The organism is Pectobacterium parvum, from assembly GCF_020971565.1.
Classification (GTDB): Bacteria; Pseudomonadota; Gammaproteobacteria; order Enterobacterales; family Enterobacteriaceae; genus Pectobacterium; species Pectobacterium polare.
Genome location: NZ_CP087392.1, coordinates 3,614,680 through 3,628,840, shown reverse-complemented (window position 1 = coordinate 3,628,840; position 14,161 = coordinate 3,614,680). Strand labels below are relative to the sequence as shown.

14 protein-coding genes are annotated in these 14,161 nt (G+C 54.2%); 3 read left to right on the top strand and 11 right to left on the bottom strand.

The genetic code is table 11. The annotated features are described in order from the left end of the window. Window positions 1-83 precede the first annotated feature (83 nt). From ygaH to LOZ86_RS16230, 3 genes are all read right to left on the bottom strand, one after another. Window positions 84-413 (bottom strand): L-valine transporter subunit YgaH, encoded by a 330-nt coding sequence (ygaH, locus tag LOZ86_RS16240; protein ID WP_039513966.1) that lies wholly within the window; start codon window positions 411-413, stop codon window positions 84-86. After that, window positions 410-1,141: an AzlC family ABC transporter permease gene (locus tag LOZ86_RS16235; RefSeq protein WP_039513964.1), complete on the bottom strand. Its 732-nt coding sequence runs from the start codon at window positions 1,139-1,141 to the stop codon at window positions 410-412. The genes ygaH and LOZ86_RS16235 overlap by 4 nt, the downstream gene beginning before the upstream one ends. 195 nt (window positions 1,142-1,336) lie before the next feature. After that, window positions 1,337-2,557: an MFS transporter gene (locus tag LOZ86_RS16230; RefSeq protein ID WP_039513963.1), complete on the bottom strand. Its 1,221-nt coding sequence runs from the start codon at window positions 2,555-2,557 to the stop codon at window positions 1,337-1,339. Window positions 2,558-2,715: 158 nt separating this feature from the next. Between LOZ86_RS16230 and LOZ86_RS16225 the strand changes: the two genes are divergently transcribed. Then, entirely contained in the window at window positions 2,716-3,876 is a 1,161-nt protein-coding gene (locus LOZ86_RS16225; RefSeq protein WP_039487005.1) for a lactonase family protein, read from the top strand. A 135-nt stretch (window positions 3,877-4,011) separates the two neighbouring features. On the opposite strand, the gene LOZ86_RS16220 is transcribed toward LOZ86_RS16225, so the two are convergent. Beyond that, complete coding sequence (locus LOZ86_RS16220) at window positions 4,012-4,593, bottom strand: CGNR zinc finger domain-containing protein (protein WP_039487003.1); 582 nt, start codon at window positions 4,591-4,593, stop codon at window positions 4,012-4,014. A 90-nt stretch (window positions 4,594-4,683) separates the two neighbouring features. On the opposite strand from LOZ86_RS16220, the gene LOZ86_RS16215 reads away from it, so the two are divergent. Next, entirely contained in the window at window positions 4,684-5,574 is an 891-nt protein-coding gene (locus LOZ86_RS16215; protein ID WP_039487001.1) for an alpha/beta fold hydrolase, read from the top strand. Between the two features lie 104 nt (window positions 5,575-5,678). On the opposite strand, the gene proX is transcribed toward LOZ86_RS16215, so the two are convergent. From proX to proV, 3 genes are read right to left on the bottom strand one after another with little or no spacing between them, the layout of a single operon-like run. Next, window positions 5,679-6,683 (bottom strand): glycine betaine/L-proline ABC transporter substrate-binding protein ProX, encoded by a 1,005-nt coding sequence (proX, locus tag LOZ86_RS16210; protein WP_039486999.1) that lies wholly within the window; start codon window positions 6,681-6,683, stop codon window positions 5,679-5,681. A 27-nt stretch (window positions 6,684-6,710) separates the two neighbouring features. Continuing rightward, window positions 6,711-7,979, bottom strand: a complete 1,269-nt coding sequence (proW, locus tag LOZ86_RS16205; RefSeq protein ID WP_230242319.1) for a glycine betaine/L-proline ABC transporter permease ProW — start codon at window positions 7,977-7,979, stop codon at window positions 6,711-6,713. Then, the gene (proV, locus tag LOZ86_RS16200; protein ID WP_039486995.1) at window positions 7,972-9,174 is read right to left on the bottom strand and encodes a glycine betaine/L-proline ABC transporter ATP-binding protein ProV; all 1,203 of its coding nucleotides are present in this window, start codon (window positions 9,172-9,174) and stop codon (window positions 7,972-7,974) included. The genes proW and proV overlap by 8 nt, the downstream gene beginning before the upstream one ends. A 670-nt stretch (window positions 9,175-9,844) precedes the next feature. Between proV and LOZ86_RS16195 the strand changes: the two genes are divergently transcribed. After that, window positions 9,845-10,237 carry a VOC family protein gene (locus LOZ86_RS16195; RefSeq protein ID WP_039486993.1) on the top strand — a complete coding sequence of 131 codons (393 nt, stop codon included), beginning with the start codon at window positions 9,845-9,847 and terminating at the stop codon, window positions 10,235-10,237. A 46-nt stretch (window positions 10,238-10,283) separates the two neighbouring features. Here the strand turns inward: LOZ86_RS16195 and hpxZ are convergent, their stop codons facing one another. The 4 genes from hpxZ to LOZ86_RS16175 are packed head-to-tail and all read right to left on the bottom strand — an operon-like array spanning window position 10,284 to window position 14,026. Next, on the bottom strand, window positions 10,284-10,670 hold the full coding sequence (gene hpxZ, locus LOZ86_RS16190; protein ID WP_039486991.1) for an oxalurate catabolism protein HpxZ: 387 nt from the start codon (window positions 10,668-10,670) through the stop codon (window positions 10,284-10,286). Window positions 10,671-10,713: 43 nt separating this feature from the next. Then, window positions 10,714-12,204 carry an AtzE family amidohydrolase gene (locus tag LOZ86_RS16185; protein WP_111778857.1) on the bottom strand — a complete coding sequence of 497 codons (1,491 nt, stop codon included), beginning with the start codon at window positions 12,202-12,204 and terminating at the stop codon, window positions 10,714-10,716. Next, window positions 12,201-12,413 carry an oxalurate catabolism protein HpxX gene (gene hpxX, locus LOZ86_RS16180; RefSeq protein WP_039487034.1) on the bottom strand — a complete coding sequence of 71 codons (213 nt, stop codon included), beginning with the start codon at window positions 12,411-12,413 and terminating at the stop codon, window positions 12,201-12,203. The genes LOZ86_RS16185 and hpxX overlap by 4 nt, the downstream gene beginning before the upstream one ends. 26 nt (window positions 12,414-12,439) lie before the next feature. Next, window positions 12,440-14,026, bottom strand: coding sequence for a gamma-glutamyltransferase family protein (locus tag LOZ86_RS16175; protein ID WP_039513960.1), 1,587 nt, complete (start codon window positions 14,024-14,026; stop codon window positions 12,440-12,442). Window positions 14,027-14,161 lie beyond the last annotated feature (135 nt).

The following is a 14,161-nucleotide window of genomic DNA, read 5'->3' as shown; positions in this document are numbered from 1 at the left end:
AGCGGAGAATAGCTGAAATAAAGAATAATTAACTGCTTACTTTATTTAAATCAAAATCTTATTTGATAATTTATACTGCGGATTCAAAGCAGTTTAAAGGCAATGCCGTAACATAGCGCACCCAGTAATGTGGATAAGACGATACTACGGGTTTTATAAAAACAGGCTGTCAGCGTAATAAAGCCTATTAAGGTTGGCAGCAGCTTTTCGTGATGTGCGAGAATATCCGGCACGCTGGAAACAATCAGCAGTGCACAGATGGAGGCAATGCCGATGCTATCAAGCAACAGCGCTTTTTTGCCGCGTTGCAGCGAACCGGAAGCGCGTGAGGCGCTCAATCGCAGAGGCAAATAGCGGAAAAGGTAGTTCACCAGCCCGACAATCAGCCCGATAAGAATGACTTCTGTACTCATGCGTTCACCTGTGGCGTGGCAGGATTAACCAGCGAAGCCAGACAGCCGCTGAGAATGCCGAACAGTATTGCGGCCGGGATGGAGGAAAGCAGCAGACCGAGCAGCGCGCCGCCGAGTGCGCAGGCCACGACCAGACTCTGTTTCCGCCTGAAGGATGCGAGTAAAAAGCTCAGGAACAGTGCGGGCAGCATGAAAGACAGCGCCGCTTCTACAGCAGGGTAATCATTCAGCGGGCCGTTACCGAACATGGCTCCGAACACTGTGCCTAGCACCCATGAAAGCCAAGCGAGCAGTGACACGCCCATCATCCAGTCTTCTGACCAGCGTCGGTTATCTTTCGCCAGTCGGGTGGCGGCTGCGGCAAAGACTTCGTCCGTCAGGCCGAACGCCCACAGCGCGGTTTTTCGGGTCGGTAGTTGTTGTGCAATGCGATGCCGTAATGCCGGCCCATACAGCACATGGCGGATATCCATCGCCATGACGGTCAACGCCGCTACCCAGATGGACATGCCTGCGCTGAGCAGGGCGGTGATGACGAACTGGCTGGCCCCAGCGTAAATGATGCAAGAAAGGAAAATGCCTTCCAGCGGGGTAAACCCTAGTTTGACGGCATTCATGCCAAACGCGAATGCCACGGGCATGTAGCCGATAACAATCGGCAGGCTATCAAATACGCCTTCGCTAAAAGATGCAGATTTTGTCGGTGCAGATGGGGTTAATGTCTTCACTGGCTTGATATGTTTTGTTCTTAAAGGAAATTAACCGGTAACACTAGCAAAGCGTCACCGGAATTTCACGTTATTGCGTAACTGGCGTGATGGTTTTTGACGAAATGGTATCGGGTGTAATTTTCTCGCGAGAAATTGTCTCAAATGAGACAGTCTCACGCGAGCGTGTTACAAATGCGAAGGTCTATGAAGGCACTATAGCGCCGCCATCGCTTCCTGCGTTTCGTGATGATGGCTTCGCCACCACACCAGCAGATTCAACAGGCTGATAATGCCGCCTGCGGCACAGACGCCGAGCCAGCCCCACTGCTGGTAAGCTGATGCTGAAAGGAGCGAGCCCAGCGCGCCGCCGATAAAATAGCTGGTCATGTAGCCTGATGTCAGGCGATTACGTGCTTCGGGCATCATACGGTAGATCACGCTCTGGTTGGTCACGTGTACGCCCTGAACCGCCAGATCCAGCACGATGATGCCAATGAGCAGCGCCGCCACGGAATGAATGCCGAGCGCGATAAAGCCCCACGACAGCAAAAGCAGGATAATCCCCACGCTGGTGGTCGGCTTGGCTTTGCCCTGATCGACTAAACGCCCAGCGCGTGATGCTGCTAAGGCTCCGGCCGCACCGACAAGCCCGAACAGGCCGATAACCCCTTCGGAATAACCGTAGGGCGGTGAGGCCAGCAGGAAGGCCATTGACGTCCACAGAATGCTAAAATTGGCAAAAGACAGACAGCCGAGGATGGCCCGCGTGCGCAGCAGCGGGGTGGTGGAGAACAGGCGGAAGATTGAGACGAGCAACTGCGGATAGTTCAGCGTATTTTGCTGAGGAATGCGCGGCAATGCCCGCCACAGAATCAGCGCCATGATGACCATCAGCGTGCTGGCAACCCAGTACACGGTGCGCCAGTCACCGAGTGAAGCCAGTGCACCTGCGACGGTACGCGCCAGCAGAATCCCCAGCAGCAGGCCACTCATAATCGTTCCGACGACTTTACCGCGCGTTTCCGGCGTCGCCAGCGTGGCGGCCAGAGGCACCAGCAGCTGCGCGACAACGGAGAACAGCCCGGTTAACGCCGTACCCGCAATCATGATCCAGAGCGTGGGCGCAGAGGCGGTGATCAGCATCCCGCCTGCGGCAAGTAGCGTCATGCCGACAATCAGCGTCCGGCGTTCAAACATGTCCCCTAGCGGCACCAAAAACAACAGACCGACGGCATAACCCAACTGCGCAGCGGTGACAATGAACCCCGCCTGATTGACGGAAAGCGCAAAGACTCTGGCAATGGTCTCCAGCAGCGGCTGGGCATAATAGTTACTGGCGACGGCAAGACCGGTCGCGACAGACATAATCAGGGTCAAAGACAGGCTAAGCCCTTGTTGCGGTTGGGGTGATACAGATTGTTGCTGAAGAGACATAGTGTGAACGTTAATATGATGTTAAAAGCAGAAGGTATAGTATCCGGCAGAGCCTAATGAGATACCAGAATATCTTTACGCTTCTTAAGTTTGTTTTGTTTTTAATGATATTGATTTAGCTTATCGCCAGCGTCATAACATTATCGACAGGGGACATTATGTTTAAGCATTATCAGATATTTAAGAAAAAAAGCGTTGCAGTGTTAATGGGATGTGCACTTCTGCCCGCAGCAGCGCTGTGGTCGACGGGCGCACAGGCGGTAACGGCCGTCTACGTCTCTGCTGCCACTGACGGCGCAATCGATGCCTACACACTCAACACGCAAAGCGGTGAATTAACCGCTATTGGGAAAGCCGCCGCAGGCGCGAAAGTGATGCCGATGGCTATTAGCCCCGATAAATCCTTCCTCTATGCTGCGACGCGCGGCATTCCTTACTCGGCGGTTAGCTATAAAATCGATCCTAAAAGCGGCGTGCTGAGCCCGTTAGGCAAAGCAGAATTGCCGGACAGCATGGCCTACATCTCGACGGACCGCACGGGAAAGTGGCTGTTCAGCGCCTCGTACGGCGGTAATAAAGTCGCGGTTAATGGCATTGATAAAGACGGCAAGGTGAACGCGAGTGTCGTCACTGTGGTGCCAACAGGCGAGAAAGCACACAGTATTATTGCCGATCGCAAAAATAAGTTCGTCTTTGCCAGCAATCTGGGCAGCGACCAAATCGTGCAGTTCCGGTTTGATGCGAAAACCGGCACGCTGACGCCAAATGAACCGGCAGAAATTACGCTGCCTAAAGGAAACGGGCCGCGTCATCTGGTGTTATCGCCAGATAATAAAACGCTCTATGTGAGCAATGAACTGTCCGGCAAAGTCGCGCGTTTGGCGCTGAATGAAAATACAGGGCAGCTCACGCTGTTGGACTACACGGACACCGTGCCAGCCGATGCAGGAATGCGAGCGGGAACGATTACGCCGGATAAAAATAGCACCGACAGCCGTCCGCAAATATGGAGCGCCGATTTACGTCTGACGCCAAATGGAAAATTCCTGTACGTATCGGAACGTACCAAAAGCACGATTGCGCTGCTGCGGGTAGAACCGAAAACCGGACAGCTGCAATACATCACGCGCTACCCGACGGAAACGCAGCCGCGCGGTATTCAGATCGATCCAAGTGGGAAGTTCCTGATCGCCAGCGGTGAAAAATCGACGTCGCTGTCGGTGTATCGCATCAATCAGGATAACGGGGATTTAGTGCGAGTTGGGCAATACCCGACTGGAAAAGGCGCGAACTGGGTCGAAATCGTTAATCTGCCGTAATTGTCGCCTATCTATGAAAAACGCCCCTTTCTGTGAAAGGGGCGTCATGCAAAGAGAAGGCCATCTAACTGATGGATTGAACGCGTACTTTTGACGTTTTTTCATGTGCTGCGTTCACGTTCATTGTCGACGCTGTCAGTCTGCTTCCTGCTTACGCGAGCGGAATGCCGCGACTTTCATCCTGTTGCCACAGAGCGCCATGCTGCACCATCGCCGACGATGTGACTTGGTGGTATCCAGAAAGAATAGAGTACAGTCGTGCGCCTCACACTGGCGAATATATTTAACCTCAGGCCCGGAAACCAGTGCAGCGAATGCCATTGCTACCGGTTCAAGTAAGCTGGCACAGCTGTTATCTCTTCTGCATTCAACTACGCTGAAACCAGCCTGCTGACTATTCCATTCCAACATTCTCACCGGTCGTCCGCTATCAAGAATTTGGTTTATTCGTTCAGGGTTATATTCCTTACCTGATCGGACGGCTTCTATTATCTGAACCATTGCCTGACGCAGTGCCAGAGCATCTTGAATCAGGCCTGTCGGTGCGTCTGTAAAATTTTCAGGCAGTTGCTTAGCCGCTTTAAGCCAGGCGATGACACTTGCGTCATCCGTCAAACAGTCGTGGTACTCGTCTCCTGTTCCAAATGCACTGTTGATGAGGTCCAACGCGAGATTGTTCGCGAGAAAGTGAGGCTGAGTTATCGGTGATATGTGCATTGATGTAACCCTTAAAATGACATTGACAGGTTACACTAAATGTGTGTAACCTTCAAATATCAACTTTAATGGTTACATAGGAAAGAGACTGTGAATACTGATATAGCAACGACACCCGAAACCCAAGTCCGCTACCGCTATGAGCTGGTGGGTAACGTCAACATTTTCTATCGTGAAGCAGGAAAGCCATCATCACCCAGCATTTTGCTACTGCATGGATTTGCTGCATCTTCGTACATGTTTCGAGAACTGATTCCGGTGCTGGCTGAGAATTATCACGTGATTGCTCCCGATCTGCCGTCCTTCGGTTTCACGGAATCGCCGGGAAGCGATGAGTATGACTATACGTTTGACAACCTGACGAAGACGATCGATCGGTTCACCGAACAGCTGAAGCTCCAGCGCTATGCGATCATGGTTCATGACTATGGCGCACCAGTTGGATGGCGTCTCGCCACGACCCATCCCGATCGCATTACGGCAATTATTTCGCAGAACGGTAATGCTTATGAAGAAGGTTTGGCGCAAGGATGGGATGCGATCAGACGATATTGGCAATCACCGACGGCAGAGAACCGTGCCGCTCTTCATGATTTTCCGACAGCAGCCTCCGTGAAATGGCAGTATTTAGAAGGCGTCAGTGATACCAGTCTTGTCTCTCCTGATGGATACACCCTTGAAGGGCTGCATGTGTCCCGTCCAGGCAATGCGGATATTCAACTGGATCTGTTACTGGATTACGCCTCCAATGTTCAGCGCTATCCTGAATTCCAGGCTTACTTCCGTGAGAAGCAACCGCCGCTGCTTGCTGTCTGGGGTCGCCACGATCCTTACTTTTTGCCTGCCGGTGCTGAAGCGTGGAAGCGGGATATTCCTCATGCTGATATCCGTTTCTATGATACCGGACACTTTGCTTTAGAAACGCATGCAAATGACATCATCCCTGTCATCCACGCATTCCTGGATGGCAATATAAAATGATTTTCTGATTGGGCTTGGTGAGGCGTCAGGCTTGCGGCGTGTTGTGGCGGGAACGAAGAAAACGAACGCCCCTTTCTGTGAAAGGGGCGTTCGTCTACCAGTGATTATTTCGCGGCGTCAGCGGCGGTTTTCACCCAGCCGTCAAACAGCTGCTGGTGGGCTTTAATCCAGCCATCAACATGACGTTCGATATCTTTCTGTGAACCCTGACCTTCATGCATACGCAGGTTCTGCGCATTCACATCAGCAATCGGCAGCTTCATGATGGCGAACAGCTTCGCCGCTGCTGGGTTTTTCTCGGCCCACGCTTTATTCGCGGCAATCTTCATCGTGTTGACAGGGAAGCCATAGTCAGCCCCGTTTGGCAGCTTGGTGCTGACATCCTTCATTTCACCCGGTTGAGAAGAGAAAGGTACCTGCAACCAGACCACGTCACGTCCCGGCACCAGCACATCACTCACCCAGTACGGCGTCCATGTGTAGTACAGAATCGGCTTGCCTTCTTTATAGCGGGTGATGGTATCGGCAATCATCGCCGCATAGTTGCCCTGATTATGCTCTACCGTGTTGGTTAAGCCATAGGCAGGAAGGTGATGATTAATTGCCGCTTCACATCCCCAGCCCGGCGTACAGCCCGTCAGATCGGCTTTGCCGTCGCCATTGGTATCAAACAGCTTGGCGATTTTCGGATCTTTTAGCTGCGCAATATTGGTGATTTTGTATTTCTCAGCCGTTTTCTTATCGATCAGATAACCCTGCGCGGCACCGGAGACATATTCACCCTGACGGTAGAACTTCGCGTCCCCGCCGGCGGCTTTGTATTGATCGGCGTGCAGCGGATCCCAATTCACGGCGATAAACGTCGCATCGCCGGAGGCAATTGAGGTGTAGGCCACGTTGTAGTCCACTTCACGCGGAGGCTGCACGTCATAGCCCAGCTTTTCCAATGCGCGACTGACCAGCAGCGTCTGGAACGTTTCCTCGGAGATGGTGCTTTGCACCGGAATAACGGAAATGCCTTTACCAGGTTGCGCGGTGTCTGCGGCGTAAACCTGCGTACTCAACAGGGCGGTAGTCAGGGCGGCGGCCCAAAGTTTGGTGTTACGCATCATGATTCCCTCTGTTTTTATCGTGCGTTACTGCTTGATGAAAGGACGGGTCAACAGGCCAATCGGGCCGCTGGCGTACCAGCTTTTGTTGCCTTTGCTGCGACGATCGCGTCCCAGAGACTGCGTCAGGCGGTCAAGAATAATCGCCAGAATAACGATCCCGACGCCGCCGACAGCAGCCAGACCCATATCCAGACGACCAATACCGCGCAGTACCATCTGGCCCAGACCGCCTACGGCGATCATCGAGGCGATAACCACCATCGACAGTGCCAACATCAGCGTTTGGTTAACACCGGCCATGATGGTCGGCATGGCAAGCGGGAGCTGAACCTTAAACAGCATCTGGCGCGGACTGGCACCGAATGACTCGGCGGCTTCGATTAAATCGGCCGGCACCTGACGAATACCCAGAATCGTTAAGCGAATAATCGGCGGCAGGGCAAAGATTATTGTCACCACGACGCCCGGCACGTTACCGATACCGAACAGCATGACGATCGGCACCAGATAGACGAACGCGGGTGTGGTCTGCATGGCATCTAACAGCGGCCGGATAAACTTCGCTGCCCGTTCGCTACGCGCCAGCCAGATCCCCACGGGAAGTCCGATGAACACGCAGAAGAACAGAGCAGTAAGCACCAGTGCTAACGTGATCATGGCCTGCGACCAGGCACCAATCGCACCAATCGCGATCAGAGAGAGCAGCGTCGTGATGCCCAGACCTAAGCTGGACATCTGCCAGGCAATCAGCGAGAACACCAGAATGGCGATCGGCGCGGGCATTCCCAGCAGGAACTGCTGGAAGCCGCCCAGAATAAAGTCGACCGGGACGCGAACGCCCTGAAAGATCGGTCTGAAGTGCAGCACAACCCAGTCGATCCCGTGGGTGACCCAAGTGTCCAGTGGGATCAGCGTGTCCTTAAACGGATCGAGCAGGTTGAAATGCTCGGGTGTCGCAGGGGCGGTGCTATTTAACCAGTCACTGCCCGATTGTGCAGCCTGATGAGCGGCATCGGTTGAACCATCGGGAGCTGGTGCGGTGCTCCAGGCATCGCTGCCGTTAGCCGGTGCATCCTGAGCGAGCGCGTCAGTGGACCAAGGATCGCTCTGTGTTGCGCTGTCAGGCGTCGCGCCATGCTGTGTGGGGGCGTGATCGGCGGGTGCGCTCTGCGTGCTGGCTGCCCACGGATCGTTTTGCTGTGCGCCATTAGCCTGTTCAGGGGTTGCACCCTGATTGGCTGGCTGATTTTGTGCCGTGGTGTTGTCCCACGGATTTGATGTTGATTTACTCATTGGTCACTCCTTCCTTATCCAGTGCCTGTAGCAACATTCCTTTGGAAATGATGCCAATGTACTCATGGTTCTCGCCGATGACAGGAACGGCACAGGGAGCCTGTGCGACCTGAGAAATCAGCTCGTTGAGTGACATATCTGCGGGCACGGGAGCAGGTTCGGGCAGTAACGCCTGTTCCAGCGGCTGCTGTTCTTTCAGCGCCTGCTTCAGTGAATCAATCGAGACGACGCCAATGAAGCGTTTTCCGCCTTCCAGCACGTAGCCGTAATCACGATCTTCATCCTGAAGGATTTTCAGCGCGGAGCGTGGGCCCACGCCGGGCGTTTTACGGATTAAGGTGACCGGGCGACGGCGGGCGATATCCTTGGCACTAAATACGTGGCTGATATCGACACCGCGGAAAAAGGTGCGCACATAGTCATTGGCTGGGTTATTCAGGATTTCATCGGGAGTCCCGACCTGAATGACTTCACCGCCGTGCATGATGGCAATCCGGTCACCGATGCGCATCGCTTCATCCAGATCGTGCGAGATAAAGACGATAGTGCGTTGATGACGAGACTGGAGTTTGACTAACTCATCCTGCATTTCAGTACGGATTAGCGGGTCGAGTGCGGAGAACGCCTCATCCATCAGCAGGATATCGGGGTCGTTCGCTAACGCACGCGCCAGACCGACACGCTGCCGCATCCCGCCGGACAGCTCATCCGGGTAAGACGCGGCGTAGGCTTCCAGGCCAACCTGCTGCAAGGCATCCAGCGCTTTTTGCTCACGTTCCACTTTCGGCACGCCAGCCAGCTCCATACCAAACGCGGTATTGTTGAGGATGTTCAGATGCGGCATCAGCGCAAAGGATTGGAACACCATACTGATCTTCTTGCGGCGTACGTCACGCAGCGCGGTATCGGATATCTTGGAGATATCCTCACCGTCGATCAGCACCTCACCCCGCGTGGGTTCGATCAGACGATTGAGAAGGCGTACCATGGTTGATTTGCCGGAACCGGATAACCCCATGATGACAAATATCTCGCCTTCTTCAATGGCCAGACTGGCATCTTTCACGCCGACAGTAAGCCCTGTTTTTTCAAATACCTGATCTTTGCTCAGGCCTTTATCAATCAGTTTAAATGCTCTGTCAGGATGCTCGCCAAATATCTTATAAAGATTCTTTACTTCAAGTTTAATTGCCATGAAATTATTGTTTTCCTGTGTCGTTTATAATTCTATAACCTAACCCTGATAATGATTAAACATAATCTACCCTACCATACTCAGATTCTGAGACAACCCTTGATTGCCTCAGGGATGTTTCTCATCAGGTTAATATTCGCGATAACGGCAGTACTATTATTATTGCCTTATCTTCATAATTTACGTGATCTTTATGATTTTTTATTGGATGGGTAATTCTTTTTATAACAGTGTGTTACCTGTTGATTTCTACGTGTTGTATTTGCGGGGGATATAACCTTTTCTGATAGTGGATAAACCGCTGGTTATAGTGAATTCCACTAATGGAATAATATGATGAATAAATCACAATTTTCGGGTTATAGACACTCAAATAGACCGACGTAAGTACATTTTTTACTTATGATATCTGTCGGTATTTTATACAGTATAGCAAAGATATTACGGGTAAAATGATTGCGTTAATTCCCACGAATAAATGAGAGTGTTCTGAATAATATATCTGTCATATTGAGGGGGAATAAAAGCAGGGTGGCAGCGCTGATTCGATGGGATGTTTCGTGAACCATCGCGTGTTTCTCTTTTGCCGATCGCGATCATGTTATCCATGATAAGAGCGTGGTTATAGTGGCTAAATATCACCCACAATGATTATCGAAAAGGAGCCATCGTGTTAGATCACCTGAGCATTCCGGTGAGGGATATTGCCCGTAGCCGACAATTCTATGAAGCGGCGCTCAAGCCGTTGGGTTATCGCTTGATTAAGGACATGTCATTTGCCGTTAGTTTTGCCGTGATGGAAGGATATGGGCAGTCCAGCGATCCCGGTGGCGAGTTCTGGATTTATCAATCGAAGGGCGAGCCCTGTCCGGCGGTGCATTTTGCGTTCAGCGCCGCCTCGCGAGAACATGTTGAGGCTTTCTTTGTCGCCGCTATGGCGGCAGGAGGCATAGATAATGGGCCGCCGGGGCTGCGCCCGCATTATCATCAGGATTATTATGCCGCCTTCGTGCACGACCCCGATGGCTACAACATTGAAGCGGTGTATCACCGTCAGCCTTGAGGGTGTGGGTCGGTAGATATGGCAAGAGGGGGAGAATCCTCCTTTGCTACTCGCTCATCAGGCTGACGTGGGCGGCGACAACGCGCCATCCTTCGGGCATTTTTACCCAGGTTTGCATTTGGCGACCAATTTTCGTACTGCCTGCGCGGGTGAATTCCGTGCTGGCGACGGCCATATCATGACCATAAGTGGTGATGACCGTATTACGCAGGGTTCTGTCCAGACCGGTAGAAGGGCGAGCGAGGCGAAAGGCGCGAATTTCTTCGATCCCGTACAGATTTTCTCCCGCACCGTAGCGCACCGTTTTTTCATCGTGCCAGAACAGTTCATCCAGCACCGCAACGTCATTACCCGTTAAGGCTTGCTCATAGCGATAGAACGCGGCGGTCACGTCGGCCAGCACATCCGGCTGGTTAATATCCTCAGGCAACATATTTTCTTTCCTCACAGGGTAGAGACCCTAAATAATTCGAGTTTCAGGCAGGCGGCAAGGGAGGGAATCCCGATGAGCTTACACTGGTAAGTGATTCGGGTGAGTGAGCGCAGCCAACGCACATGCAACTTGAAGTATGACGGGTATACGTGATGCCCTGCTGCTCCAGCGCCCACGCCGTCCGCAGGCAAAGATCCTCGCGCCACGGTGCGGCAATAATCTGCACGCCTATCGGCAGGCCGCTCGCGGTCGCTACCGGTACTGTCACGACGGGCAGCCCGACGAAAGAGATCGGCTGTGTCAGCATGCCCATGCTGGCGCGGACGGGCAGGTCAGTATCATTAATGCGCATGGTTTCCTGCCCAATGAGCGTAGCGGAACAGGGCGTTGCTGGGGCGATCAGCAGGTCGGTGTGCTCAAACAGCGTCAGCGTCTGTTGACGGAAATAATTACGGAAGCGCTGAGCCTGCACATACCAGGCTGCGGGGATCATCGTGCCTGCCAGCAGCCGCTCGCGTGACAGGGGCTCGAAGCGCTCAGGCTGCGTGCGTAAGGCAGGCAAATACTGGTTGCCCCCTTCACTGGCCGACAGAATAAAGGCGGCGCTACGTGCCAGTGCGGCATCGGTTAGCATCAGGCTGTCCTGTGCGCCCAGCGCCAGCGCGATTTGGCGGACGGCGGCGTTGGCTTCCTCGCCGGCCCAGGTGGAGAAATAGCCATCGAGTACCGCGTAGCGTAATCCATCACTGCCCGCTTCCAACTGTGCTGCGGTATGCTGCGTTTCCTGCTTGGCCTGAAAACGATCGTGTTCATCGCGACCTTGTAAGGCGTCGAACACCAAGGCTAGATCGTCTGCGCTACGCGCCAGCGGGCCGATATGGTCGAGGCTGGCGACAAACGGGTGGCTGCCGTGGCGTGATAAACGGCCAAACGTCGGCTTTAGTCCGAAAATGCCGCAGAGCGACGACGGCACGCGGATCGAGCCATTGGTATCGCTGCCCAGCGTGAAGTTAACCAAGCCAGCTGCGACGGCGGCGACCGATCCGCCAGACGATCCACCCGCGATGCGCTGTGTGTCGAGCGGGTTGTGCGTGGGGCCGTAATGGCTGTTTTCGGTGGTAAAGCCGTAGGCATAGGCATCCATATTCAACATGCCGGACAGCAGCGCGCCCTGACTAGCGAGCTGGCGGATGGCAAAGGCGTCCTGTGCGGCGGGTGGTCGCTGGCTGAAAAGCTCGGCACCCGCCAACGTGGTTTCGCCACTGACGTCAAACAGGTTTTTGACGGCGTAAGGCACGCCAGCCAGTGCAGGCAAGGTTTCGCCGCGTTGGCGGCTGGCATCAATACGCTCAGCCTCTGCCAGCATGCGTTCGCCGGTGACATGGGTGTAGGCATTAATCGTGGGGTTGACCTGCTCAATGGTGCCCAGCGCCTGCTGTGCAAGCTCTCTGGCGGAGAACGTGCCAGCCTGCAAACCTTGCTGAATCTGCCGGATAGATAATGATGAGGACGCGCTTCTGGCGTGTAAGCTCATAGCGTATAAGCTCCTAGTGTATAAACCCCGGCAATTTCCTGATGCTCATCAAGAGGAAAATCCATCAGCGGCTGTGCCATGGCGTGAATGCGGCTGAACTGCACTAATAGCTCCTGACGCTGTTCCTGACTGAGTTGCAGCGCCAGCAGCGTTTCCATGTGCTGAAGATAGGCGGCTAACGTGTCGTTATCGATAGATGGTGTCGTCATGCGGTGTTCTCCCTGTTGAGTCATGATTAAAAACCTGCCGCGCTGCCGTTACTGCGCGGATCGAAGGCACCTTCCAGCATGCCGTTGGTGTGCCGTACGATGGCCCCCGCGTGGCCGACCGTTTCACTAAAGCTGCTCAAGAGCTCGACGTCGTGACCGAGCTGGCGCAGAGCATCCACGGTGGCGGGTTTAAAGCGATCTTCGATCTTTAGCGTATCGGATACCTGTCCCCAGGTGCGGCCCAGCAGCCAGCGCGGAGCGGTAATCGCCTGTTGCAGCGGCAGCCCTTGCTGAACGTGACGGATAAAGATGGCCGCCTGCGTCTGAGGCTGCCCGTCGCCGCCCATTGATCCGTAGACCATGGTACGTCCATCGGACAGGCGTGCGGCGGCAGGGTTTAAGGTATGAAACGGCTGCTTACCGGGCTCTAACGCCAGCAGGTGTGCCGGATCGAGGCTGAACGAAGCCCCGCGGTTTTGCCAGAGCACGCCAGTTCCCGGCAATACCACGCCGCTGCCAAATTCGTGGTAAATGCTTTGAATGAAAGAGACGCACAGGCCGCTGCTGTCGCATACGCCCATCCAGACAGTGTCGCCGGGGCCTTTCCCTTCTCCCCACGGTGCGGCTTTGCGGGTATCGACCTGCCGGGCCAGCACGCCGAGCGCATCGTTTTCCAGCAGCGCCTGAACGTCCTGCGTCATCAGCTTGGGATCGGTAATGAAGCGGTCACGCAGACCAAATGCCAGCTTGGTCGATTCGACAATACGGTGGATCGTCTGGCTGTCGTTCAGATCTTCCATGTCTAAATGGTCGGTCAGACCGAGAATGGCGAGCGACACCAGACCCTGCGTCGGCGGTGCGAGGTTATAGATGTCGCCTTTACTGTGCTTCAGCACCAGCGGCGTTGTTCGCTTGGCGCGGTAATGTGCCAGATCGTCAGCCGTCAGCGGCATACCGAGCTGCGCCATCTGTGCCGACAGCTTGGCAGCGACGGAGCCGCGATAAAAACTGTCCAGCCCTTCAATACTCAGCGTCGTCAGGGTATCGGCTAAATCCGACTGTGTGAAACGACTGCCCGCACGTGGGATATTCCCCTGCGGCATAAACAGCTGGCTAAAGGCCGGACAATCGTTCAGTTCGTGATAGCGCTGGGTGAGTGCATCTTCCTGAGACTGCGTGACGGGAATTCCGTCAGCCGCATAGCGAATCGCGTCAGATAACAGGCGGGCCAGCGGCATCGGTGTGTCGTCTATTTCTTGTGAATAGGTCAGCGCTTCCTGCCAGCCACCGACGGTGCCTGCGACCGTCAGCGCCGCTTTAGGACCGCGGTGCGGAATGCGGCTTTCGCCCTGATAGTACTCACGGCAGGCCAGCGATCCCGCCGCCCCACTGGCATCAATAGCAATCGGCTCTCCGTGTGGCGGCACAATCAGCCAGAACCCGTCGCCGCCGATCCCGTTCATATGTGGGTACACCACGGCAATGGTTGCCGCCGCCGCGACCATGGCTTCAATGGCGTTTCCGCCTTCACGCAGAATCGCTAACGCGCTGGCACTGGCTAAATGATGAGGTGCTACCGCCATGCCCAGCGGGGCGGTGTTGCTTTGCATCATTTCAGGATTCCTTTTTAAGGGTGATGAGTTCTATTAACCCTAGCTATAAGCAAACTGCGTTCCAGTTTTTCGGTGCAGAGGAAAGTCTGTATGCGGTGCTGGAAGGGTATCTATATCATCCTGACAATCCTGTGC